This is a genomic window from Bacillus sp. 3255 (genome assembly GCF_031456485.1).
Lineage (GTDB): Bacteria > Bacillota > Bacilli > Paenibacillales > NBRC-103111 > Paenibacillus_E.
On the sequence record NZ_JAVDUS010000001.1, the window covers coordinates 301,659 to 327,042 of the forward strand.

The 25,384-nt window shown below is 53.6% G+C and carries 14 protein-coding genes; all 14 read right to left on the reverse strand.

Going from position 1 to position 25,384, the window contains the following annotated elements; translation table 11 throughout:
• Nucleotides 1-38: 38 nt before the first annotated feature.
• The 14 genes from J2X61_RS01215 to J2X61_RS01280 all read right to left on the reverse strand — a co-directional run bounded on the left by J2X61_RS01215 (nt 39) and on the right by J2X61_RS01280 (nt 25,371).
• A complete protein-coding gene (locus tag J2X61_RS01215) occupies nt 39-5,135 on the reverse strand; it encodes an Ig-like domain repeat protein (RefSeq protein ID WP_310185192.1) in 5,097 nt (1,698 codons plus the stop codon).
• Between the two features lie 233 nt (nt 5,136-5,368).
• The gene (locus J2X61_RS01220; protein WP_274466687.1) at nt 5,369-6,217 is read right to left on the reverse strand and encodes an ABC transporter ATP-binding protein; all 849 of its coding nucleotides are present in this window, start codon (nt 6,215-6,217) and stop codon (nt 5,369-5,371) included.
• Between the two features lie 300 nt (nt 6,218-6,517).
• Entirely contained in the window at nt 6,518-8,941 is a 2,424-nt protein-coding gene (locus J2X61_RS01225) for a hypothetical protein (RefSeq protein ID WP_310185195.1), read from the reverse strand.
• 17 nt (nt 8,942-8,958) lie between these two features.
• Nucleotides 8,959-9,726, reverse strand: coding sequence for a DUF817 domain-containing protein (locus J2X61_RS01230; RefSeq protein ID WP_274466690.1), 768 nt, complete (start codon nt 9,724-9,726; stop codon nt 8,959-8,961).
• 171 nt (nt 9,727-9,897) lie between these two features.
• The gene (locus tag J2X61_RS01235) at nt 9,898-12,069 is read right to left on the reverse strand and encodes a heparinase II/III domain-containing protein (RefSeq protein ID WP_310185198.1); all 2,172 of its coding nucleotides are present in this window, start codon (nt 12,067-12,069) and stop codon (nt 9,898-9,900) included.
• A 34-nt stretch (nt 12,070-12,103) separates the two neighbouring features.
• Entirely contained in the window at nt 12,104-12,997 is an 894-nt protein-coding gene (locus J2X61_RS01240; RefSeq protein WP_379239615.1) for a carbohydrate ABC transporter permease, read from the reverse strand.
• 16 nt (nt 12,998-13,013) lie between these two features.
• The gene (locus tag J2X61_RS01245; RefSeq protein WP_274466692.1) at nt 13,014-13,910 is read right to left on the reverse strand and encodes a carbohydrate ABC transporter permease; all 897 of its coding nucleotides are present in this window, start codon (nt 13,908-13,910) and stop codon (nt 13,014-13,016) included.
• A gap of 85 nt (nt 13,911-13,995) precedes the next feature.
• Complete coding sequence (locus tag J2X61_RS01250; protein WP_310185200.1) at nt 13,996-15,390, reverse strand: ABC transporter substrate-binding protein; 1,395 nt, start codon at nt 15,388-15,390, stop codon at nt 13,996-13,998.
• Between the two features lie 202 nt (nt 15,391-15,592).
• The gene (locus tag J2X61_RS01255) at nt 15,593-17,215 is read right to left on the reverse strand and encodes a response regulator (RefSeq protein WP_310185203.1); all 1,623 of its coding nucleotides are present in this window, start codon (nt 17,213-17,215) and stop codon (nt 15,593-15,595) included.
• Nucleotides 17,199-19,013 carry a sensor histidine kinase gene (locus tag J2X61_RS01260; RefSeq protein WP_310185205.1) on the reverse strand — a complete coding sequence of 605 codons (1,815 nt, stop codon included), beginning with the start codon at nt 19,011-19,013 and terminating at the stop codon, nt 17,199-17,201. The genes J2X61_RS01255 and J2X61_RS01260 overlap by 17 nt, the downstream gene beginning before the upstream one ends.
• A gap of 1,160 nt (nt 19,014-20,173) precedes the next feature.
• Nucleotides 20,174-21,766: an extracellular solute-binding protein gene (locus J2X61_RS01265; protein ID WP_310185207.1), complete on the reverse strand. Its 1,593-nt coding sequence runs from the start codon at nt 21,764-21,766 to the stop codon at nt 20,174-20,176.
• An 80-nt stretch (nt 21,767-21,846) separates the two neighbouring features.
• Nucleotides 21,847-22,719 (reverse strand): carbohydrate ABC transporter permease, encoded by an 873-nt coding sequence (locus J2X61_RS01270; protein ID WP_310185209.1) that lies wholly within the window; start codon nt 22,717-22,719, stop codon nt 21,847-21,849.
• 15 nt (nt 22,720-22,734) lie between these two features.
• Nucleotides 22,735-23,664: an ABC transporter permease gene (locus tag J2X61_RS01275; protein ID WP_274466699.1), complete on the reverse strand. Its 930-nt coding sequence runs from the start codon at nt 23,662-23,664 to the stop codon at nt 22,735-22,737.
• Nucleotides 23,665-23,709: 45 nt separating this feature from the next.
• Entirely contained in the window at nt 23,710-25,371 is a 1,662-nt protein-coding gene (locus J2X61_RS01280) for an extracellular solute-binding protein (protein ID WP_310185212.1), read from the reverse strand.
• Between the last annotated feature and the right edge of the window lie 13 nt (nt 25,372-25,384).

Below are 25,384 nucleotides of genomic sequence, written 5' to 3' on the forward strand. Positions count from 1 at the left end.
AAGCATCAACCCTCCTAGTCCAGTTGATGCTTTGTCCGTTATTCCGAAGCTTTGACCGGTAATATATACACATGAACGAGCTTCGTTTGCCGTTCCTGATCTTGCATGTAGAACGTGTATAAGCCATATTCCTTGACAGGCAGGCTGCCGCTTGTCAGTTCCTGCCCAAGGGCTTTGAAGTCCCCTTTGTTCTTGAATCCGCGCGCCCATTTGACTACGGTTGTTCCTTGCTGGCCAAATAATTGCAATTGAATCGCCTCGCCGTAGACGACCGCTTCCGTCTCCTGCAGCTGCTTGGAGTTGACGAACACCGAGAATGCGGTAGGCGCGATGACGATCGCTTTGCGCACGATACGAGCCACATTGCCTGCACGGTCTGTTACGCTATAGGTAACGTCGTACTCGCCTGGCGTTCGCGTATCGATCGCATGCGTGACCGTCAGCTTATCGTTCAAGCTGCCGTCGAGATTGTCCGACACTTGGACGTCCGCCCCCGGATTAACGGCTTCGCCAACGGCAAGCAGCAGTTGGTCCCCCTTCTGGAAAGTCAGCTTAGGCGTTTCCCGGTCGATATTATTCACATCGATACGCAGCACATATTGGTTATTGAGCTGATCCGTCGCTTCAATCCAGCGGGTGCCGTTCTCCGTGAAGGTAACCGTATTGCCTGTGATACCTGCGTATGTAAGCGGACGGTCCGCGTTGAATGTAACGGTAACGTTGTTGCGTGTCGGCTGTGTCTCACTGAACGTATACGTTACTTTCGCCGTAGCTTTCGTGATGTTCGCTACCGTAGCCACCGCCTCGGCGATATTGCCCGCCAAGTCCTGAACGACAAATTTGAACGTGCCGTTCTCTTTGAACACGTATTGCTTCGCCCGGTTATTATTCAGCACCTGTACGGCTTCCGAGCCGCTTACCGTCACGATAACATCGTCTTTGGTCGGCGCAGCCGTGCTGTAAGACAATGTCAGTACAGGCGGCGTGCGGTCGATATTGTACACATTCGCCGTAACGGTCGCCTCATTGCCTGCGCGGTCCGCCACTCGGAAGCCGTAGCTGCCGTTGGCCGCAAAATCACGCGAGATGCTGCCGTTATTATTGATGGCGACAATCGGCTCATTCGCTTCCACAGTCGCACGCACATCCGCATTCGTCTTCGCCGACATCGGCGTCGAATACTGCACGGTCGCGACCGGCGGTGTCTTGTCGATCCGGTCAAAGGCCGCATTGACTTCGCGTCTGTTACCTGCTGCGTCTTCCATGACGAACGTGAACGTTCCGTTCTGCACAAACGTAAAGGCAGTCGAACCGCTGTTGTTCACAATGGTCGGGAGCTGCCCCGAGTCGTCCTGCGGGGTCAGCGTGGCGATCACATCCCGGTTCGTCCACCCCGCTTCGCTGTACGTGACCGTCCCTATCGGCGGCGTGCGGTCAATATACGTCACCTGAGCGGTCACTTCGCCTTCGTTGCCGGCGGCATCGCGGTAGTAGAATACGAAGCTTCCATTCTCCTTGAACGTATACTGCGAACTGCCTCCGTTGTTCGTTATCTTGACCGGCGCATCCTCGCCTGTGAAGGTTAGTGTCGCTTTGACGTCTTCCTTCGTCCATGACGTCGCACTATAGGTGACAACGGGAACTGGCGGCGTCTTGTCGATATAATCCACAACGGCCGTCAATTGCGACACATTGCCTGCTTCGTCCGCGAAAACGAACGTATGCGTGCCGTTGTCGGTAAAGGTGAAGGCTCGGTCTCCGACCACGGAGACGATACCGTGATTCTCATCATACGTAACCAGCGTTACCGTAACGTCCTCATTCGTACTGCTCTCTGTGCTGTAGATGAGCTCTCCGGTCGGCGGCGTCACATCGATATGATCGACGATAACTTCATCCTCGCTCGTCAACATGGTTGCGGTATCGAGCAGCGTGTATCTCAGCGATCCGTTGGATACGAAATCGTAGACGACCTTCTGGACGGTTTGCGAGACCGGTATTGCGTCCTCCGGAACGACGATTCCACGTAACGATAAAGCCGAATTGCCGGAGGCATCCACCGTTACGCGTACCGGTCCGTTGGTCCAATCCTCTGGCGTTACGGTCACTTCCGCATAAGGCAGGCTGCGATCGATGCCCGTTACAACAGCCGTCGCTCTGCCGACGTTGCCTGCGTCATCTGCAAATTCAAATTCGAACGTTCCGTTGTCTGTAAAAACATACTCTCTGCTGCCGCTAACGGGCTTCGTCACACGAACGGACTCATTGGTCGACAAGACGGCTTTGACGTTGCCTGCGGTGCGCCCCGGAGGGCTGTAAGCGACTGTACCGACCGGCGCTGTATTGTCCAGCTGGAACAACGAATTCGTGTGCCGTATCGTTTCATTGCCGGCCTTATCCTTCACTTTTGCCCATAAATACCAGATGCCGTTCGCCCCGCTCAGATCGGCCTGGCGATTGCTGGGGAGCGCCGTCCATGTCTCGGGCTCCGTGTTCGCACTCGTGGACCAGGCATACGCGTACGTCATCTCGTTAGCTCCGGAGACGTTGTCCGTCGCGGTAATAACGGAGCTTGCCGTTTTTCTTTTATCCGAAACACCCTCGCTGCTGAATTGAACTTGCGGCTTGATCTTATCGATCCATGTTACGGTAGCGACGGCCGTGTTCTCATTGCCGGCTTTATCGCGGAACACGAAGGTGTAGGTGCCATTCGCTTGAAACTCATAGCTGAAGCCGGTGAGATTGAGCACGTCGATGTCGCCCGCGGCCGTTATATTATCGGAAGCTTGCAGCGTCGCTGTGACCGATTGGTTCGTAAGCTGCGCCGTGCTGTAGGTAATCTTCACCGCAGCCGGTTTCGTTAGATCGTAGATGACCGTGTCCGAATATGCGGGAGAGATATTGCCCGCCGCATCGCGGTATTGAACCGAAATCGTCCGTGTGCCTTCCATCTCCGGAATGGTTACCGTCTTCGCGGCGGCGAAAGGCTCCCAACTGCTCCAAGTCGATCCGCCGTTCACGGAGAAACTCATGTCGATAGGCCCATGAGCATCCGTCGCGGTCAGTTCAACAGGAACCGCTTTAAGATTCGTCTGCTCGGCCGGTATATGGATGGTTCCTTCAGGAGCCACGCTATCCAGCAGATAAGGTCCTCCCCTGACGAGCTGCCAGTTGCCGGCTTGGTCGTATACTTTGGCATGAATATAATAAGTGCCTGATTTGCCGGTGATCGTAAAGGCGCCGCTCGTTGACGTGCTCCAATCGGCATCATTGCCGTCTGTGGTTGCTTGATCCGAGACGAGATATTTGATGACATATTGACCAAGCGCTGTTGTAACGTTGTCGGACAGGGTCAAGCTTGTCGTCACCGAATGGCTGTAGGACGATGTGCTTGCTTTGCTGAAAACCGCCGTCGGCTTCGTGTTGTCCAGTACAAAGCCTTGCGTGGTCGTTCCATATCCGACATTCCCTGCGCTGTCAGCCGTCTTAAGATGCAAGTACATCGTGGTATTGGCTCCTGCCGGTGAAGTGAGCGTAGCGCTCTGCGTCGTCGCCGTACCGCCTCCGTCCGCGAACGGCATCCAGCCCGCGGTGCTCGAGGGCGGAACGGTTACGCTGTTCGACCAGATGTAGGAGGATTGAGCCAGCCCCCCTCTAGCTTCCTGCAAGGTGACCTTCACTTGACGGCTCTTGGCCGGCGTATTGTTCCCCAGCTCGGAGAACGTCACGACAGGCGGCGATTTGTCAATAATATACGCCAGTGTCTCTATCGTTTTGGTGTTGCCGGAATCGTCCGCCGCAGTCGCTTTCAACTTGTAGCTGCCCTCCAGGCTGTTAGGCACCTGAAGCGTTCCCGAACTCGCCGTCGCTGTGCCTGTCGAATAAGCCGCCCCGTCCTTGAGCCATGCATAGTCCAACTTCGTAGACGAAAGATTATCGTACATCTGATACGAAATCGTGTGGCTTGTCTTGGCCTTGCCCGATAAAGGCGTCAGATTTAAAACAGGCGGATCATTATCGAAGAAAAAACGTCCCGTCGATTGAACGGTTACGTTCCCGGCGGCATCGATGGCCTTGGCGTGAAGGTAGAATACGCCTGAGCCTGCCGGATCCAGCGCCGGCGCTCCGCTGATCATGCTCGTCGTAATTTCGGCGGCAGGCGGTGCGAGGGAACTTGGCGTCCATGCATAGAACAGCGCGATATTTCCGTTCGACGGTGTGTCCGCTGCCGTTACGGTAACGGCATGACTCTTTTTGAAAATATAATTGTATGCTTGCCCGAACGTGATCGTCGGCGGTTCATGATCGTAGTTAAACGGCCCTGCCGTTGAGATCGTCTCGTGTCCGACAATGTCGACCGCACGGGCATGCAAATAATAAGCGCCGTTGCCTTCCGGATCCGGTGCGGCCGTTCCGCTCGCAATGACCGTATTGATATCCCCTGGAGCAGGCGTGGCAGCCTCTTGCGTCCACTTGTAATAAGTCGTTACTTTGCCCTCTGCCGGCAGGTCCTTTGTCGTGATCGTAACCGCGTGATTTCTTAGGTAACTTGAATTCGAAGCTTGTCCGAACGTGATCACCGGTGCGTCGTTATCGATGTACACCTCTTCCTTGAGCAAGCTCTTGAAGTAAGTCACGTTGTCCATCGATGTACCGTCGCTGAAGTACGTTCTGTAATTCGGGAACGAATGCCAAGAATTATCCAGCTTGCCATTCGTATAGCATAATTCCGGACCCTGCTTCAGGGTCAATCGCCCGGATGCGTCGGAGGCTCCTACCCGATAAACAAAGTCAGGTATATAATCCTTCACGCTTTGCGGATCCAACGAAGTGCGGAATGCCGCTTGCGTCGTTTTGCCGCTTCCCCCCGACTCTGTCATGAGGATGCTGTCCCTATGACACAGCACATAACCTCCTGATTCAAACTCCACACGCAGGAGTCCCAAATCGCCCGCCTTGAGGAAAAATCGGTTCGTCTGCGGGTCGATGGCGCTAAAACTCATATTCCGCACGGCGATCGGCTGCTTCATAGCCGCCGGGATTAAAGCCGCTGCCGCTAAGGCCTGATTCGGATTAGGCATAATACCTATAAAGCTAAGGATAAGCGCCAGCAGTAATGAACTTATTTTTCTCATACATACCTCCTATTCGCTATTGGCCTTTCTCTATGTAGGCAAGTACCAGATTCCGACAATATGTCACATTTTCAATTATAAAAATACATGTTTATGCGACCTAAGCACCATACCCCAAATGGGGTATATTTGGTTAAGCCCCGGAAAACTCGAGCAAGCCACCCCAAACAAATAAAAAGCCCCTACGTACGCGTGAAGCGTACATAGAGGCTTTGATTCGTCTATAATTCCCGTTAAACCGTAAGCGCGGCGGCTTGGGCTTGCTTCTTGAACGGACTCTCTTGAAGGCCGTTTACGTTCCTGCCTTTGCCGAATGGAATGCATAGCGGGGTGCCGAACAACGGATCTTGAATGATTTGGCACTCCATATTAAACACCGTACGGATCGTCTCTTCGGTAATGATGTCTTCCGGCTTACCTTGGACGGCGATCTTCTTATCGTGAATAGCAACGATATGATGCGCGTAGCGGCAAGCCAAATTGATATCATGAAGGACCATCACTATACTGCGCTGCTGCTTCATGTTCAGGTCAAACAACAAGTCGAGCACTTCGACCTGATGCGACATATCCAAGTATGTCGTAGGTTCATCCAACAGAATCGTATCTGTCCCTTGGGCAAGCGTCATGGCAATCCAAGCGCGCTGCCTCTGCCCCCCGGATAAGGAATCGACCGTGCGATCGGCGTACTGCTGCATATTCGTCGCTTTCAGCGCTTTGTTCACCATGTCCTCATCCTCGGCGGACCACTGCTGCAGCCAGCTCTGATACGGATATCTGCCCTGCTTCACCAGCTGCAGCACTGTCAATCCCTCGGGAGCTACCGGACCTTGCGGCAGAATGGACAGACGCTTCGCAATCTCTTTGGTCGGAAGCTTGGCGATGGCTTGACCGTCCAATAGGATGCTGCCGTTCGTAGGCTTCAACAATCGGGCCAAGGAGCGCAGCAGCGTCGATTTCCCGCAGCCGTTGCTGCCGATGAACACCGTGACCTTTCCCTTCGGAATCGCAATATCCAAATTCTCATAGATACTGGATTCTCCATAGGTTAACGTTAATTCTTGAGCCTCGATCGCATGCATCGGTATCAATCCTTCCCAGGGTCATATATTGAGAAACGAACATGTCGCACATCTTCGTTTATGTACAAGTTATAGGAGAAATTAGCTTTACAATCTAAGTGTAAAGGTGATGATAACCGTTGTCAATGAGTTTGAGAATCATTTTCACTGAAAATAATGACAATTCCGCTAACAGACCCCCTTATGAAAAAAAAGAGGCCCCAAGAGCCTGAATCAGCCTGGGACATCTTTTGAATTGAACCTGCACCAGGACCATGGCGCTGGCCACTGCCTTCATGCCGGCATGCGGCAAATCCGATTCTATTCGCTTCGCACAAGCTCTACATCGCCGGAAATTCCCCATTTGACGAAATGCAGCGAACTCACGCTCGTATGCTCAGGGGCATCGGGGCGATCGGCGAAATTCCTGACTCCGCGATATTGATCAGGGCTCGTTAAGTAACGGTCGCCTTCATAATGACGATGAGGGCCGTAGGAATTGAATGTGCTCGGATACAAGCTGACTTCCAGCTCCCAGGTCCCGGCTGTCACAGCTTGCGGCAAGGCGACCGTCCAATGCGGTCCCCAGCACCAGCCCAGCTCCTCACCCGTCAGCCGCACATAGGCCGCATCACCTTGTACATCCGTCAACCGAATGGCGGCAGCGCTGTCTGCAGCGCTAAGCGTGACGGTCTTCGTCACGGTTGCGGGCGCAGCGGCGAACGGGAAGCCCGACGCGATGAGATCCGCCGCGTCAACGCCGGCAGTCAGCGGGACAAGCCGGAAAGGCCCGTCCGTCAACCATTGCCGCTCATCTTTGGCAATAAGGGGCGATAGGCTTTTGACGGCAAAGCCCCCGCTCACAAAAGCAATCGGACGCGCCTCCCCGCCGGCACAAGGGGTGACCTCAATAAGCAGCGTGCCGCTTAAATCGGCCATTTGGTTCGGGAGCTGCGCTTCCCAGCCGTTCTCTCTTCGTTCAAGGGAAAGTATTTCACCGTTCACCCTTGCTTCCTGGACGGGATCGAGGAGCAGCAGCGTCAAGCCGCCGATCAAGTCAGGCTGCTCCAGCGTCAGCTGGGCTGCAAGCCTCCCTTCCGGTACAGGAATAAGCTCGACGTAAACCCGGTTCGTCGTCAAAGGCTCTGCGCGCCATGGCGATTGCTGTAAGACAATAGCTGCGATTCGGGCGTCCGCCTGTTCAGCGGCTCTCGCAGGGAGCTCCCGCAGCCAGTCGCGGGCTTCGCGAACAGTAACACCGGCAGCGCGGAGCTTCCCTGGATAGCCCTCTGCCTCCCATCTGCAGCCGTCGGCCAACAGCACGCAATCATAATCTCGCTTCCCGATACGCAGCATTCCGTCCAGGAGGACGCCTTCCTCCTCGATCACCCGCTCCTCGGTCAATTCGTAATGCACCCCGGCGGCATAGCTAGCTTCGACCAGTGCGAGCAGCTTCGCATTAAAGAGACCTGCCGGCGAAGAGGGAATATTCGATCCGTCATGCTCGTTCATCACCATACAGTCCATCGGATCGAAGGCGGCCATAACGCCGCGAGTCGGCGTCACGATGAGCACATCCGGCTTTTGCTTCAAATCGGGAAGCCGCGCCGCCTGCTCTTTGATCGAAGCCAGCAGAGCCGGGAACGCCGCTTTCCAAGTCACATGACTTGGCATGGATGGCGGCCAGTCCTGTACGGCTTTGGTTGTCAACTTCAGCTGGTTCAGATGAAGCACGAACATCTCGATGCCGTGGCTGGCCAACCACAGACAATAGTCGGTGAACGTCTGCGGAGAGACGCCCCAGCCGCTTCCGCCCATCGCCTCGACCAGCGCAGCGCTCCGTCCCTGCTGCACCGCCACGGAATGCGCGATACGCGGATAGAAGTTGTTGCCCGGGAAGCGTTCTAGCGCATCGATGGCAGGCGTTTCCACGCCCTTCAGCACCTGAAAAGCGGATCCGCTGTAGGCAAGCTGGAAGAACGGGCTTTCCTCCGCTTTCAAGTGAGCGGTGAATTTCTTCCCGTGCTTCTCACACCAAGCTGCGACCGGTTGATAGAAGCCGGTGATAATTGCGTCCGTCAGCATCTCCCAATAGCGGACCCGCACGATCTCGTATCCTTCTCCCTCGGTGAATAGGAGATGGAGCAAGGGCAGCAGAGCTTCCCCATAGCGCCGCTCATATTGCTCGGCGAACCGGTCATCCCACGGAATTGCGCCTGTCTTGACCGTGAGGCCGTGTCCGTCAAGGAAGGCGACTTCGTCGGAGAAGAAGCCCGTCACATAGTCGAACGCTTCTGCACTTAAGCCTTGGCGGTAGCCTTCGTACGTAATGTCGAGGAAGGCTTGAGCCGCCAACGGATCCAGGGAGGAGACGGCCGTCTTCGAGCCGAAAGCGATGCGGCCTCCGCCGGCTTCGGAGGGCTGTGGAACCCACTCCACCCAGGCGCATGCAGACTGCGGCAGCCTCCTCAGCACTTCGCCGTTCGCCGTGCCGGAGGGCCAGCCGTTCTCATCATAGATCCAGAACGACATGCCCGTCGCTTTGGCGTAGAGAATCAGCTCGGAGACGATGTCCAAGTACCCGCTGCTAAGATAAGCAGGGCTGTCCGGATAAAACCGGGGATGGAATATGACGCCTTCCAGCCCCGCAAGCCGCAGCTCATCAAGCTGCGCCTGCAGTGTGTTCAGATACAGGGCATCATTAATGGACCATAGACTTAAGAAGGATAATGGCAAGTTATTCACACCTCTGCCCGCGGGCGTTATTGGGTTCTTGCTTTCAACCGTTTCAGCTCCGCGACAATGACGAAGGATACGATGACGAGCAGGAACCAGGACACGATTTTGGCCGGATGCACCACATGCCACGCATGGCTTTGATTAGGATACTTCCAGGCTCCGAAGTAGGTCGCGATATTTTCGGCAATCCATATAAAAAATCCGACACACAGAAAACCAACCGGTATCGACATTCGGTACAGGCTCCGGTCTAACCGAAACTGGATGTGCGACTTAAAAAATAAAAGACACAGCAGGGCAATCAATATATACCGGATGTCGTACACGGCGTGATGCGTGAAAAAATTCAAATAGATGCAGGCGCCAAACGGAATGCAGACCCATTTGGAGGGATAGGAGATGAGCGTCAGATCCAACCTCCGCCAAGCCTGGCATATATAACTGGCTACACTAGCGTACATAAAACCGCTGTAGAGCGGCACTCCCCATACTTTGCTGTAGGCTTCCTCCGGGTAGCTCCACGATCCCATATGGACTTTGAATACCTCGAGTACAATGCCGATGATGTGAAAAAGACAAATGACCAGCAGCTCGTCCTTCGTCTCGAGCTTGCTCGCGAACATGCCGATCTGTATCAAGATGCACCCTGCCAGGATAAGGTCATACCTGGAAATCCCCGGCACATCCACAAACTTCGTGATGGCCAGCAGCATGAAGATGCCGACTGGGAATATGCAGCACATCGCTTCTTGGTACGTAAAAACCGCCAGCTTCCTCCATGCCCCTCTCATTGCACAGTCCCCTCCAATCGTTCTCTCTATTTATTACATGAAATAGACGATTGGAATTATACATAAGATTCAAGGTGAAAGAGGCAAATCAGCAAGTGGAGGCTGAGCCGCTGCAAAGTTGAGCGGCAGTGGAGCAGCAAGGCGGGAGCAGTGCTAAGCAGCCCTGCGGCTTCATTCCCGGATCAGCCCGGCCTCCGCCCGGCTGAGATCCAAATCATACCGCAGCCGGCCGCCCGGCTTCGTCAGCTCGATGCGATACGCATCGCCGCCAAGCTCCTCGACCAGGAGCTTGCTTGGCGCCCCGGATCGCGAACCCCCGCTCGCCGGCTCATAGTGCAGCGCCTGAATGAACAGCACGGCGCGCTCGGCAGCCGCCCGCTGGATCAGCGAAGTGCGGTTCCCGCTCGGCGGATTGTCCGGCGTGAGAGCGGCGTACATGTCCGACGGCTGCGAGCACCAGATCAGCTGTGCAAGCTCGCCTTCGCGCAGCTCGTAGCGGAACACCCGCTCGCCGGCTGCCAGACGCCGCTTGTCCCTCAGCCACTTCTGATCAAGCCGGCTCAGCCGCTCCTCCGTTCGTGTCCATGAAGCTGCCGCATCGCTGCGCAGCTCGCCGCTGATATGCGTGCACAAGTGCACGTCGCGGGGCTCCGGCACGGTCACGCTCACGATATCGAGCATGTGGTCTTCGGCCAGCACATTCACCCGCCTGATCTGTACCCCGGCGTACGCCTCCACATCCCACGGGCTCAGTTCCTTCGGAAGGATGATCGCATCCTTCATATAGAAATCGTCCCCGGACCAATCCACGGCTGTCTCGGCCCATGCTCCCCATGGCTGCCGGACAAGCTGCACCAGCCTGCCGTCACGCGGAGGCTGGTCGGCGCCGCTGATACTTACCGTATTGTGCGAATACGTATGCTTGAACCAGCCGTAATGCGCGGGTATGCCGTATGCCGTCGTTCCCGGATCGACCAGAAGAGGCGTGCTGCCGCATACGACGGATAAACCCAGACGATCCATATGATCGTGCTCGCCGCCGAACCTGCTGTGCTTCAGGATCGCCTGCCAGCCCGCTCCGTTAACCAGCTTCGTTAACCCGCTTGCGGGGAACGACTGCGTACGGTGGGTAGTCTCCCATAGCGATAGCCTGCCGCTGTCGCTTGCACTTGCCGGCGCCTGCTCTTGTCTCGGCACCTGCTCCTGCTCCTGCTCCTGCACTTGTTCCGTCAACGGCTCCAGCTCCCGCCCGAACAGCAGCGCATACACCGAATCCCTGCGCACGGTTCTAACACCGCTGAATCGCGGATCCGCCCACTCTGTTCCGTAAGCTGTCAGCAGCAGTTCCTTATAAATATGATCCCCGTACACATCAAAGGCAATTTCGTAGTACCTCGTATACGTCCCTATGCTGTCCCCCAAGCCCGCATCGTTCAACGTCGGCATTGCACCGCTTGGCAGCACAAGATGCAGAGGGTAGTCGAACATCGCCTTCAGCGCCTTGTTCGACCACACCTCCCATGGCGTTCCTTCGGCGATCAAGGCATAGTGGAGCAGGGATTGGAAGGCATAGAAGTGATACTGTACGTTCCCCTCGTACCATAAGCCATCCTCATAAACGCCGCGCGCCAATTGATCCTCCAAGCCGTATTCGCCCGCAAGCCCCGCTTCCACGATCGCCTGATCGTCCAGCAGCAGCCCGATGGCTGCGATGGCGGAGGTGATCAGCACGGCGTGATTATGAATCTGCTTCTCCTTGTGCAGAATGAGGAACCGAACGCACGGCTCCAGCAGCCCGCCGCGAATATGCGCTTCCTCTGCGGGGGTCAGATGGCCCCGAATCAAATCGAAGCCCAAGGCAAGATCCATGATCCAATGCGCCTCATCCAGCGTTTGTGCGAACAATTTGCCCGGACCGTTATACGGAATGTCTCCGTGCGTCTGATAGGACTCATAGCAGTCCGCGTATGCGGTTAAATACGACTTCACCATGCCGATTCGCTTGACGTCGGGTTCAATCGCCGTCAGCAGCGCGATATGATACACGGCACGGCCGATTTGCGTATGCGCAATGGACGTCCATGCAGAATTGAAGGGCTCCCCTGTCCGTTCCTTGCCGCAGGTGGGACATTGATGACTGAACGGCGAATGCCACTCGAAGCTGAGCCGCGTCCCGTCCTCATGACAGTAGTAATAGTGCGTCCACTGGCCTTGCTCGTTCATTCGAATCGTATACGTAATGCGCGAAGCCTCCTCCGCTTCCTTCCGCAGAAGAGCGATTCCTTCATCGAATTCCGGCCGCGCCGCGTTGGCGCGGAGCCGGTCCAACCTTCTCTTATCCATACCCTTCCCTCCTTCAATACGGGAGTGATTCGCTCTAACCCTTGAGCGATCCTGCCGTCATCTGCATAAATGATCGATTCGCAACCATATAAACGAGCAGCAAAGGGAGGATCGATAAGCACGCGCCCGCCAGCATATAGTGTGTTTGGACCGCAGCCGACGCGCCATAGCGCAAATAGGACAGGCCTACGGTCAGCGTCTGCAGCTTCGGATTCGTCATCGTGAACACGAGCGGACGCAAATATTCGTTCCATGCCCCGCAAAATGTAAACAAGGCGCCTACGCCCAACCCCGGACGCATCAGCGGCAAAATGATCCGCCAGAATATGCCGCCGCTGCTGCAGCCGTCAATTCGCGCAGCCTCATCTAATTCCCGGGAAATACCTTGCAGGAAACTTAGCAAAATAAAGAAAATATACGCATGTCCGCTTACGAGAATAAGGACGACGCCCCAAAGATTCGTATGCAGGTGGAGCTTCACCATCAGCTCGAATTGCGGCCGGATGACGACAGCGCCGATGGAGATGAACATCGTGGCGGCTTGTATGCCGACGAACAGCTTTTTGCCGGGAAAGCTCATCCGGTCTACCACGTACGCTGCCATCGAGGCCACGACCAGCGTGCCGATCGTTGTCATGCCGCTTAAGAACAGAGAGTTCCATGTAAAACGGGCGAAGTTCGCCTGTATCCAGGCTTCCTTGTAATTCATGAACTGCCAGGAGGCCGGAATTATCGAGCCCCCTTTCGTAATCTCATGATTGGACATGAGCGAGCCCAGAAAAGTGACAACGACCGGAAAGGCGATGAGCACCGCCGTAAGCAGCAAGAAGATCCAAAGCAGGCATCTTCCGCCGAATTGGCCGATCGAGAAGGATTGCGTTCTCTTGTTGACCCCGAGCTTCCCCGGAGCCGTTTCCATAACTTCCATAATCCCCGCTTCCTCCCTATTGAAGTTTGTTCAAGCGTCTGGACATCGCGTGGTATGCCAGCGTGATGATGCCTACAATAACGGCTGTCACGAATCCGACCGCGCTGCCATAGCCGAACTGCTGATCCGTCACGGTGCCGGATGGCGTTGGGAAGAACAGCTTGTATACGTATAGATACATGACTTCCGTCTTGCCGACAGGTCCGCCTTCCGTGAGTACCATGATGCTTTCGTACCCCTTGAGCGAGTTGATGATGGCCAACATGATCACGATCTGCAGCACCGGACCCAGCATCGGGATCGTTAAATACCAGAACTGCTGCCATTTATTCGCACCGTCGAGCGATGAGCTTTCGTAAACGTCGTTCGGAATATTTTGAAGACCGGCCAGGAACAGCAGCATGTAGTTGCCGACAGCCCCCCATACGGCGATAATGATCGTCGTCAGCATGGCGTGTTGAGGCCCGAGCCAATCGATTCTTTCGGAGATGATATGAAACTTCAGCAAATATTGATTCAAGATACCGTTATATGAGTTGAAAATAATGAAGAAAACGACCGCCATAACGGCGGAGCTAATAATCGTCGGCATGAAATAAATCGCCCTCAGCCAGTTGCGGCCGCGGAGCTTCCCGTTCAGAATAACGGCCAGCACCAAGCATAATGGCAGTGTAATGATCAACTTTCCGCCTGCATAAATGAACGTGTTCCATACGGAATGCCAGTACTGCGAATCCTCCATCAGCCTTCGGAAATTATCCAAACCGATAAACGAGGCTTCCCCAAAGCCTTTGTAATCGTAAAACATGTAACGGATCGCCCAAGCGATCGGATAGACCCCCAGCACCATGGTCAGCAGAAAGCTTGGAAACAAAAACAAATATGAAAACCCGATCTGACGAGTCCGGTTCATCCCATTCCCCTCCTGTTATCTCTGTCATTAGAGAGCGAGAGTGGAGCTCATCACTCCACCCTCGCGGCAATTCCGGCTATGCGGTTTACTTCGCCATCAATTTCATTGGATCGAAGTTCGGATTCGGCTGTACTTTCACAGTGCCTTTGGCCACAGCTTTATCGAGCGCTTCGTTGTAGCGTTTGTTCAAATCTTGCGTAATTTGATCCAGGTTCCCGCCGCTGATCATATATTTGAAGAACGCATCGTTGTATTTCATCCCTTCCACCGTAACCGTAGGCTGCAGCGGCCAAGTGCCGTCGTTGCCGGTCGGCAGGAAGCCCTCGATGCCTTTGATTTCCGGTTTTTTGGCAACAGAGGAGATCGACGGCACCATTGATAAGCCGAAGCCTTTCTCATGGTACGTTTTCAACACCTCGTCGGCATACATGAACTGCATGAATTTCCATGCTTGGTCGGCGTTTTTGGTCGTATTGGAGATAGAGAGCCATTGGCCGCCCAAGAAGGAGCTTGCGCCCTTGACCGTTCCGTCGATCGTCGGTACCGGTGCCGCGGCCCACTCGATTTTGGCCGGGAATTGATTCGCATATACGCCCGGCTCCGAGGAGAAGGAGATGTACATGCCGATTTTGCCTTCTGCGAACTGCGCGCGCAGCGGGTCGATATCCAGCGATTCCATGCCTGGCAGCGTGCTGCCGTCGTCCACCATTTGCTTGAACGATTGAATGATATCTTTGTAACCCGTGAAATCGAACTTGGCGGTTTTAAAATCGTAACCGAACCCGCCGAATCCGCTTGCTTCCGCGATCACGCGGGCCGAACGGCCAAGCGCGCTTTCCGGGCTCTTGAAATTAAGGGCGAAGCCGTAGGAGCCGGAAGCTTTGCCGACTGCCGTTATTTTCTTCGCATCCTCGACCATTTCTTTCAAAGTTTTCGGAGGAGCGGTAATGCCGGCCTTCGCGAAAAGCTCTTTGTTATACACGAGGCGCAGCGTGGAACCGTAGTTCGGAAGGCTGTACATTTTGCCGTCGATGCGGTTAAAGTCGTCGATGATCGGGAATTTCTTCTTCATATCGTCGGTTAGATACGAATCGATCGGCTTCAGATAGCCTTTTTGCGCGAATGGCTGGATCGTATTTTCCTTCACGCGCATAACATCCGGTGCTTGTCCGGAAGCGAAGGCCAGGTCGATCGCTTGGTTGAAATCCTCCGTTTTAACGACCATTTCGACCTCGATGTTATCGGTGTTCGTTTCGTTGAATTTCTGAACAACGCTTTTGATATAATCCATATCGTGGCGGTCGCCCGTCCAATATTGTAGCTTCGTTTTATCTTTCTTCGCAGGCGCTGCGCTGGCGGCTCCTTCCGCCGGTTTGCCGGAAGCTGCCGGGGTAGTTGCGGCATTGTTGCCGGAGCTGCATGCCGCCAGACTGCTTGCAAGCAGTACGCTTAACGTGACCGTCCCTAATCTTTTTACCATGTTGTAATCCTCCCTTTGGTTTGCGAACCCGCAGCGCTAGCTGCGATTGTGCTTTCTCTTTACACTTCTTATACTAAAAGAATTCGTATCCTCTGATAATGTGGTGGACTCGTGAACGAGGGCAGGTTTTTCTATATTTGCATCGGGAGAGGACCTCCCATAAGGCTGAACAGCCCCTCCTAAAACAAAAGGCAAGCCCTCCTCACGGAGAAGGCTTGCCCAGAGCCGTTTCCTTAAATTCCGTCGGCGTCATGCCGGTCTGCTTCTTGAATACTTCGCTGAAATAGCGCCTGTGCTCATACCCAAGCCCCTGTGCAATTTCTTGCACCTGATAATCCTCGATGAGCATCGCCTTCGCCCGTTCTATTTTCGCCTGTGTGACGAACTGCTGGAATGGCGTGCCTGTCACCTTCTTGAACAAATTGGAATAGTATCCCCAGCTTAAATTCACCTGTTTGGCGCAATGTTCCAGCGTCAAATCCTGATGCAGATTCGCTTTGATATAGTCCATCGAACGGTAAATGATTTTCTGCGACTCGCTGGCGCGCTCCTGATGAATCATCCGGCCGCCGGTCGCGCAGAGATGGACGAACCACTCTTGATACTCCTGCCAATCCGCGCCGCCGTCGCTTCGGATCGCCTGCATGCCCGCCTCGAACTCCGCCAAGGAAGCACGCGGGAATTTCTCCGAAAGCACGCGCAGCATGCGCAGCGCCAGTCCTTGCAGCAATCGCTCCACCATCCCCGGCTGCGGCCGGGCGGCCGCCCTTCCCATTTCGGCGAAAATATGCTGAATCCAGGCCATACATTTATCCTGATTGCCGGAGCGGAACGCGAACATGAACTCGTTCTCGCTTTCCTCGGTATAAATCCATTCAACCGGAAGGTCGGAGGTCTCCGCTTTATAGCTGAAAGCCCCGTTCCCTCCCGTATAGAAATGATAAGAGAGCGCGCTAAGCGACTGCTGATAGCTCTTGGGCAGCTCCTGCACCTTCCCCGCTGCGAGGCCGATGCCGATGGAGATCGTGAACTTCGTATGCCTTGCGATATTGGCGCAGCATTGATCCGCAATCGTCATCGGAAGCTCGCTATCCCCCATATTCAGAATGCAAATATACCGGTTGAACGCTTCCCGGAAAACCACCGCCGACGTATAGGAAGCGATGGTTTCCTCTACGATATTTTGCAGGGAGAATCGCGCGAGCTCCAGCTCCTTCACGGGAACCTCAGCATATTTGTCCGTAAACTGGTCGATCTGGATCGTCAGCACGACCATGGGCGGTTTCAGGGCATGAATGTCCAGAAAGCTCGTCAGCTTCGCCAGCTCGGCTTCGTTCATCTGGTGATGCACAAGCAGCGACAAGTATTCCTGACGCAGCGCGGGCATGCTTTCTTTCATTTTCTGCTCCAAGGCCAGAACATGGCTGCGGTTCAGGTTCTCCTGCTCCCACACCTCTTTGGCTTTGACCACCGCTGCCACAATCTGATCGATGGAAAACGGCTTCTTCACATAGTCCAGCGCGCCGTACTGAATCGCCTTCTGCGCATAATCAAAATCCGTATACGCGCTGAGTATGACGACCTTGCTGCCGGGCAGCAGCTCCAGAATACGGCGGGTCATCTCCAAACCATCCATTTTCGGCATGCGAATATCGGTCAGAATGATGTCCGGACGGCTCTCGCGGATCATCGCAAGCCCTTCCTCGCCGTTCGTCGCGCTGCCGACGACTTCAATCCCATGGTCCGCCCACGGAATTTTGGTTGCAATCATCTCGACGACACTGCGAATGTCATCCACCACACACAGCTTAACCAGCCGGCTCATGAAACTCCTCCTCGCTTCCATAGCAGGGCAGCCACAGCTCAATACGAGCTCCGCCCTTCTCCGTATTCGTAATCTCCATCCGCTGCCGGTCCCCATAATATAGCTGCAATCGCGTAAATATATTGCGCAGCGCATAGCCGTGCTTCGAAGCAGCCGGGTGCGTCATGCTCTGCAGCAGCTTCTCCGGAACAAGCCCATGCCCGTTGTCTTCCGCCAAAATATGCAGCCAATCCCCATCCAGCCGGATCGTCAGAGCAATCTCCCCGCCGGCGGTCATATCCTTGAACCCGTGCAAAATGCTGTTCTCGACAAGCGGTTGAATAATAATTTTCGGCACAAGACAAGTAAGCAGCTCTTCATCGACCTCCATGCGGCATTCGAACAAGCGCTCATACGATCGTTGCTGGATCGCCAAGTACTGCTGGACATAGTCCAATTCATCGGCCAGTGTGATGAGATCCCGGCCTCCGCTCAAACTTAACTGAAACATCTGAGACAATGCCAAAATCATTTCATTGACGTCCTCGTTTTCGCCCAACACCGATTTGCAATAAATCGTATTCAACGTATTATAGAAAAAATGCGGGTCCATCTGCGCCGATAACGCCTTGATTTCCGCCTTTCTTTTGTCCCGCTCCCGGTTCTTCACGTCTTCGATCAACTGCTGAATTTCGTCCAGCATCCGGTTAAACCGGAACCCGACCTGCGACACTTCGTCTTGATAAGCACTCTCGAAGCGTACCGTCAGATCGTTATCCTCTACCCTCTTCATCAGCTTCTGCAAACGGTAAAGCGGCTTCAGCAGCAGCTGCGTCAAATTGTTCGCAATGAACAGGGAGAGAACGATGAAGCCAAGAATCGCGTAGGTCGTCACTTTCTTAATATTGTTCAGCTTCGCGAGCAAATCGTCCTTCGCCTGAATGGACACCATCATCCAATCGTCCTTCGCCTCCAGACGCGAATAATTCACCAGGAAATCTTTGCCGCTATCCTTATAATAAAACGACCCTTTCATCTCTCCGCTGAATTGAGCCATAAAGGCAGCATCCTGAATGAAGCTTCCTTCCTCGGGCTGATCACCGTAGATCACAGATTCGCCTCCGGCATCAATGAACGCGTACCTTTTATTCGATTTGGACAAATTGGCCATATACAGCTCGCGCAGCGCCTCTTCCTTCACATTCACCACGACGTACACGCCGGTCGGCTCATACCCCATGAAGGAATAATCGCCTACGCCTTCAACGACGAGAGAGATGACCTTCTGATTTCCGGTAAAAAACCGATCGACATGCCCCTTGCTCCAAAAGCCCCGCTTCAGCTGCTTGAAATGCTCGTACATCTCCGAGTCATAGAAGGAGTTCGCCGTATTCCTCACGTAGGAGGTCGGATAAAAATCTCCGATCGGCGTCGCGATCAAGATGCTCTCGATCATGGATTCATTGAATTTCACTTGAGAGAACACATTCTGCAAAGCCGTCAGCGACTTGTAGTAGGTGCTCTTGTCCCGGCTCTCCACATCCTTCATCAATTGCTTGAAGGCATCGTTAAACATCAGCGCTCTGACGGCGATGCCGATATTTTTCAGCCTCTCGTTCACGATCTGCGAGGACTGATTCACCGTATCTTGACTTGATTGCAGCGTCCTCTGCCCAATCTCTTTGGAAGCGATCAAATAGGCGATGCTCCCGGTTGCCATGAGTCCCAATGTGATGAGCACAACGAACGTCAACCATATTCTTTGCTTCAGCGAGAACGAATGAAACATGCGGGACAACAACGGCCACAATGTATTCATAGGCGGTTTCATGCACCCTTCCTGTTGCGAAAATACAGACTCTACCTATTTTATTATAGTGCACATGAACCTTGTTCGACATGATAGAAATTCAAGAAAGGGGGCAGCTTTTTCTATATGGGGGTAAAGCAACGTGCTGGCGTTCGGCTGGGTAGCCCAGCCGGGTGCCGCTCGAAGAACTGAACTCTCTATCCGGCTGGATGGCCCACTCATGAAGCAGACGTTCGGCAGCTTATCTGAGACTATGGAACCTTAACGGGAATTCCTCCCGTTAATTTCTTTCCGCCTAAGGGGTTGGGCACAGTTAACTGGAATTCCTCCAGTTAATTTCGCCCATTTCCCCTTGGGAGCCGCGAAGTGAGCTGGATTAACAGGAGTAAATCCAGCTAAAGCGACTGCAGCCAGCCAATTAGCCATAATTAACGGGAGTATTTCCAGTTACCAGGCTGCCCTGCTGGTCTTCCCGCTCGTGGTCCACCCGTACCCCAATAGGGACACGTCATTTTTTGCCCCGCTTGTTGCTGTACTTTTTACTCTACATGTTGCTCTGCTTGCTACTGTACTTGTTACTCTACTTCTTCCCCCACTTATCCAGCTTGATACCATACTTTTTACTCTACCCCGTACTTGTTACCCTGTTACTCTACTTGTTGCCCCCTTGTTACCGTACTCGTTACCCAACCTTTTGCTCTGCTTGCTACTGTACTTGTTACTCTACTTCTTCCCCCACTTATCCAGCTTGATACCATACTTTTTACTCTACCCCGTACTTGTTACCCTACCTGCTGCCATGCTTGTTACCCTGTTACTCTACTTGTTGCCCCCTTGTTACCGTACTCGTTACCCAACCTTTTGCTCTGCTTGCTACTGTACTTATCACTCTACTTCTTTACCTCACTTGTTACTCTACTATTTACTCTACCTGTTACCCTGCTTGATACCCTACTTTTTACCCTACCTGTTCCCCCGCTTGCTACTCTACTTGTTACCTACTTCTTACCCCACTTATGGCCTCCCTGCCATTAACCCGCCTGCCCCCTGCTTGCCGCCCTGCCAGCTACACTACTCGTTACACTGCCTCCCCCCGCCACTCCTACCACTCGTCCGCCGACAGACAAGCTAAAAAAAGCCTAAGGGAACGCCACCTTAGGCCCATTCATTTATTTCCCCAGCTTATTCATGTAGTCAACATATTCCTTCTCGGCATCCGCGGTTGCCGGGTACCATTCTTTGGACAGGAAGTCTTTGAACTGCGCCTCCGTAATTTGGCCCATGATGAATTTCAGTTCCTGATCGTCTTTCTTTTTCACCAAATCCGGGATCGTGCTGTTAAGGTTCAAAATTTTCGGAGAACGAACCGCAGGCACGTTAACGACGGTCACTTGCTTCAATGCTGCATCCAGTTGCGATTTATACGTATTCAAACGTTCAGGCGTATCGGCGCCTTCAATGATCGCACCGTTGCCGTCAATGGCGTTGGCCAGCGTCATGTACGTGCTCGTGACAGCGGCAAGCTTCGTCGCTTGATCGGCGGTACGAGAGATATTTTTGGTCGCCGGATCGTAATTGTCGAACGTCACGCCTTTCAGTCCGAGCTGGAAGAGCGCATTCGCTTCCGTCGTATTTCCCCAATCCAAGAATTTCAGCACGGCATCCGCGTTTTTGGTCGACTTCGGAATCATCCAGCCGCCCCACATCGCCGGTGATACCAAATCGGTGGCGACGCCTTTGCTGTCTTTCAGCACCGGTTGATACGAATATTTTTTATCCGATTCTTTATCCTTCGATAAGTTCGCCATCACCGCATACTGGTGACCATAAATGATACCGACGCGGTTCTGGTTCTGTTTCTCTTGATCCACATAAATTTTGTTAATCAAGAACTCGGGATCGATGAGTTTCTCATCGTTTAATTTCTTTATATACGTTAGGTAAGGAATATAACCCGACATCTTCTCCCTGATTTTATAGGTGCCGTCGGTGTCCTTGACGCCATTGATGATCGGCAGATTGAACGCGGAAGCCAAGAAGAAGGTGGAGTTCCAGACAGTATTGCTGCCCAGCGCCGGATTGGACATGCTTAAGCAGTACGTGTCCGCTTTCCCGTTGCCGTCCGGATCGTTCGCGGTAAATGCTTTGCAAACGTTGGTAAACTCATCCAAGGTAGTCGGAGCCTTCAGGTTCAGCTTGTTCAGCCATTGCTGATTGATAATATATCCCCAATGATTGAGCACATTCGTTCTCGGAATGAGATAGGTTTTTCCGTCGTTAATCGATTTGACTGCGTCCCACATTTCTTTGGAGATATTTTTCGTTAAATTCGGATACTTGGCAATTTGGTCGTCGAGCGGAGTAAGCAAGCCGTCCTTCGCCCATTTCTCCAGGTTGGCATCGGCGCCGCCCCAGTTATAAATGAGGTCTGGCAAATCTCCCGAGGCCATCAGTACCTGAAGCTTATCGACATAGTTGTTGATAGGCGGCGCTTCTACGGACAATTTGACATTCGCCAGCTTCTCCGCTTCGGCAATAACCGGGTTGTTGTCGATGACGACTTGCGCGTTCACCCTGTTGAACATCCGGATCGTGGTAGGCGCCGCCGCTTTCGTTGCCGCCGGTGCGGCCGAGCTGCCGCCCGGAGCCGAAGTCGCTGTGCCGCTGGCCGGCTCATTGGAATTGGAGCAGGCGACGACGAGTGAAGACAGCAATCCAACACAAACCAAACTGCTTGCAATGTTTTTGACGGACCGTTTCAAATTCAACATCTCCTTTGTATGAAAGCTTGTATTAAAACTGCGGGACTGTGCAGATTTAACCGAAACCGAACCGAAACCGATTACCCTTTGATCGAGCCCACGAGAACGCCCTTCATGAAATATTTCTGCATAAACGGATACACCAGTAGGATCGGCAGCGTCGCGAAGATGATGATCGCCATCTTAATCGTGAACACCGTCACCCCGGTATTGTTCATGTCCATCGCATCTTTGGCAATCCCGCCGTCGTCCACAACCATTTCTCGCAATATGAGCATAAGCGGCCACAAGCCCCGCTTGGAGGTGTAAATGATCGCCGAGAAAAATGTATTCCACTGCGTAACGGCATGGAAAATGACGAAGGTGGCAATCGCCGGCTTGGACAACGGTACGATGATGCGGAACAGCACCTTCAGCTCATTGGCCCCATCCATGAAAGCGGACTCCTCCAAACTCGCCGGGATAGCGCTTACAAAGTTTTTCATCAAAATCAGATTGTAAGCCCCCAGGGCACCGGGCAAAATCATAGCCCACAGCGTGTTGTATATATCCAAAGTTTTGATCAAATAAAAATTCGGAATCAACCCGCCGTTGAAAAACATCGTGAACGTGATCAGAACCATGATGACATTTCGGCCCTTGAGGTCCTTCTTCGAAAGCGGGTATGCCGATATGATTAGTAGGGTAATATTCAGCGCTACGCCGACAATCGTGATGATGAGTGTGTTTTTGTACCCCGTCCACATCAAAGGCATCTGCAAAATCTGCTTATAGGCGGAAAGCTCGATTTGATTGGGAATGAGCTTGAGCGGGTTCTCGAGATATTCCGAATAAGGTGTGATGGAGAAGGAGGCTACATAAAAAAATGGGAATAAACAAGCCAGAGCAAACAAGGTGACGATTGTATAATTCAGAGCGTCGAAAATTTTATCGCCAAACGAACGGATAACCACTCGGACCACCTCCTTTTACCATATCCCGTCCTCCTTCATCCATTTGGCGATCTGGTTGCTGACCAGCAGGAAGATTAAACCGATCACGGACGTGAACAGCCCCACCGTCGTCCCGAACGAGAACCTGCCGCCGAGCAAGCCCACGCGGTACACATAGGTTTCGAACACCTCGGAAACGCCCAGATTCAAAGGATTTTGGAGCACGAAGATCTGCTCGAAGCCGTTCCCCATAATGTGCCCCAGCCGCAAAATGAGCAGGATGACAATGGTCGACTTGATGCCCGGCAGCGTGACATAGCGGATTTTCTGCAGCCGGCCCGCCCCGTCAATGCTGGCAGCCTCGTACAGCTCCGTATTAATGCCGACCATCGCGGCAAGGTATAGAATGCTCTCCCAGCCGGACTCTTTCCAGATGCTGCTGAGAATAACCAACGGTCGGAAGTAGTTGGTGTCGGCGAGAAAGAAGATCGGCTCGAAGCCGAGCTGCTTGATGAATATGTTGACAATTCCCCAGGAAGGCGACAGGAAATTAACCAGAATGCCGCCAATCACGACCCAGGAGATGAAATGCGGCAAGTAAATGATCGTCTGCGTCACCCTCTGGTAGGTGCGGTTGCGCATTTCATTCAGCAGCAGAGCGAGGAGGATCGGAAACGGGAATCCGAACACAAGCCTCAGGAAGCTTAAATATAGGGAGTTCCAGAACACCGTATAGAAATCGCTTAGCCCGAACATATACTTGAAGTTGTCCAGGCCGACCCACGGGCTTCCCAGGATTCCTTTGGAAAAATTGAAGTCTTTAAATGCAATGATGATGCCGTACATCGGAACGTAATTGAAGATCAGGAAATAGATGACGCATGGGATCAGAAGCAGATATAGATACTTTTTCTTATTGATATAACGCAGCGTAAGTTTCATGTTTTTGGCCAATAAAGATGCCATACTGTGTACCACCGCCTGACTGGGATGTCTAACGACTCGGCTAGCTTACTTGTGCTGAATCGCGCGCTGCTCCCGGAAAATGTCATAAATATCTTTCGTTAAAATGATGCTGTCCTTGTTCTTCGCATAAAAGCTTCGATACCAGTCGTCCACCTGTTGGCCTCCGGCCTTCTCCCAGGCAGCAATCGCATCTTGTCTCGCCTGCTCCGGACTGTAGCCCGGCGTCACAATCGACTTAATCCATATATCGCCTTCGCCTACGCCGACATGCCTTGTCGTGTTCGTCATAATGGCCTGAAGCTCCTTCGGCAGCTGCGGCATTTGCTCCGAGTGGGTCGGGCCCGCAACCGGAAGGTCGAAGTTCACATAAGACGAATTCAGCTCGAACATGGTCTTCACCTGCTGCTGCAGCGGATCGTTCGGATCCAGCTTCTCCGTGCCGAAATAACATTTACCCGCCAAGGTCGGGGAGGTCAGCATCGCAAAATCGCCGGATGCGTAATTGAACTCCCGCTGCCAGCGGCTCAAATCGGTCACTTGCGGGCATTGCCCGGGCAATGTTCGGCTGTGCACGCCTTCGAAGCCGTAATACATCGTTTTCATGAACGTCTCGGAGGAAGCAAAGTCAACATATTTCATAACCGCCTCCGGGTTCTTCGTTTCTGTATTCACCACGGCCGTCATTTGCACCGGATTCACGAAGATCGGGTTAAACCGGCCGACCGGCGTCTTCGGGTAGGGGATAACCGCAAGCTCTGCGCTGGGGGCGTTTTTTTTCAATTTGACGTAATAATCATTGTAAAAGGTGACCGGAACATTAAATTGATCCATGTAGATGCCGATTTTGCCGGAGATGAAATCCTGCTTTGCCTTCGAGCCCGTTTTGTCGCTCAAATAATCCTTATCCACCGAACCAGCGCCGTACAGCTGCTTCTTAAAAGCCGTTGCCGCCGCAATATTGTCCCACCCATGGATCAGCTCGTTGTCATGCACGATGAAGCCGGGATACGTGATGCCGAACATCTCGTCCACGCTGGCGCCGGCATTATAGGACAGAGCCATTCCATACGTGTCGTCCCGCCCGTTGCCGTCCGGGTCCTGCTCGGTGAACGCCTTCGCTACCTGAACCATCTCCTCCGTCGTGGTCGGAATGTCCAGATGCAGCTTCCGGAGCCAATCCATCCGGATAAACAATCCGCGCTGCGGAATCGTTTCGTTGATGCGGCCGAATTGATACAGCTTGCCGTCGGCTCCCGTCCCCGCCTTCCTCAGAGCCGGATATTTCTGCAGAAGCGCCTTATACTCGGTACTGTAAGCTTCGATCATGTCATCGATCGGACGCAGCAGCTTCTGGTCGATGAGCGGATTCTTGATCTGCGGCGCATACTCCAAGATAAGATCCGGCGCCCCGCCGCCGGCGAACAAGGTGGCGAGCTTCTGCTCGGATTGCGTCCTTGGCACCGGGACGAACTTCACGTCGACAGGCCCCGCTTCGTTAATCCAGCGCGTCATGATATTATTGTCGATCGTCCCCTCGCCGGACGTAATATTACCCCGGTCGTAGATGGAGACGGTAATGTGGGGGCGTTTCCCCGCAGGCGTCTCCGGCGCTTGGCCGGGAGGCCGGCCGGAGCAGCCCGCAGCCAGGGCCAGCAGACATGCAGAGAGCGACAGTAGCAGGAATAATCGTTGCCATCGAGCTGGCATGCGGTTTCCACCT

Bases quoted from the DNA above. Each gene is read 5' to 3' on its own strand.
- J2X61_RS01250 (WP_310185200.1), bottom strand. From the start codon at position 15,390: ATGGTAAAAAGATTAGGGACGGTCACGTTAAGCGTACTGCTTGCAAGC.
- J2X61_RS01230 (WP_274466690.1), bottom strand. From the start codon at position 9,726: ATGAGAGGGGCATGGAGGAAGCTGGCGGTTTTTACGTACCAAGAAGCG.
- J2X61_RS01280 (WP_310185212.1), bottom strand. From the start codon at position 25,371: ATGCCAGCTCGATGGCAACGATTATTCCTGCTACTGTCGCTCTCTGCA.
- J2X61_RS01275 (WP_274466699.1), bottom strand. From the start codon at position 23,664: ATGGCATCTTTATTGGCCAAAAACATGAAACTTACGCTGCGTTATATC.
- J2X61_RS01240 (WP_379239615.1), bottom strand. From the start codon at position 12,997: ATGGAAGTTATGGAAACGGCTCCGGGGAAGCTCGGGGTCAACAAGAGA.
- J2X61_RS01215 (WP_310185192.1), bottom strand. From the start codon at position 5,135: ATGAGAAAAATAAGTTCATTACTGCTGGCGCTTATCCTTAGCTTTATA.
- J2X61_RS01260 (WP_310185205.1), bottom strand. From the start codon at position 19,013: ATGAATACATTGTGGCCGTTGTTGTCCCGCATGTTTCATTCGTTCTCG.
- J2X61_RS01245 (WP_274466692.1), bottom strand. From the start codon at position 13,910: ATGAACCGGACTCGTCAGATCGGGTTTTCATATTTGTTTTTGTTTCCA.
- J2X61_RS01255 (WP_310185203.1), bottom strand. From the start codon at position 17,215: ATGAGCCGGCTGGTTAAGCTGTGTGTGGTGGATGACATTCGCAGTGTC.
- J2X61_RS01235 (WP_310185198.1), bottom strand. From the start codon at position 12,069: ATGGATAAGAGAAGGTTGGACCGGCTCCGCGCCAACGCGGCGCGGCCG.
- J2X61_RS01220 (WP_274466687.1), bottom strand. From the start codon at position 6,217: ATGCATGCGATCGAGGCTCAAGAATTAACGTTAACCTATGGAGAATCC.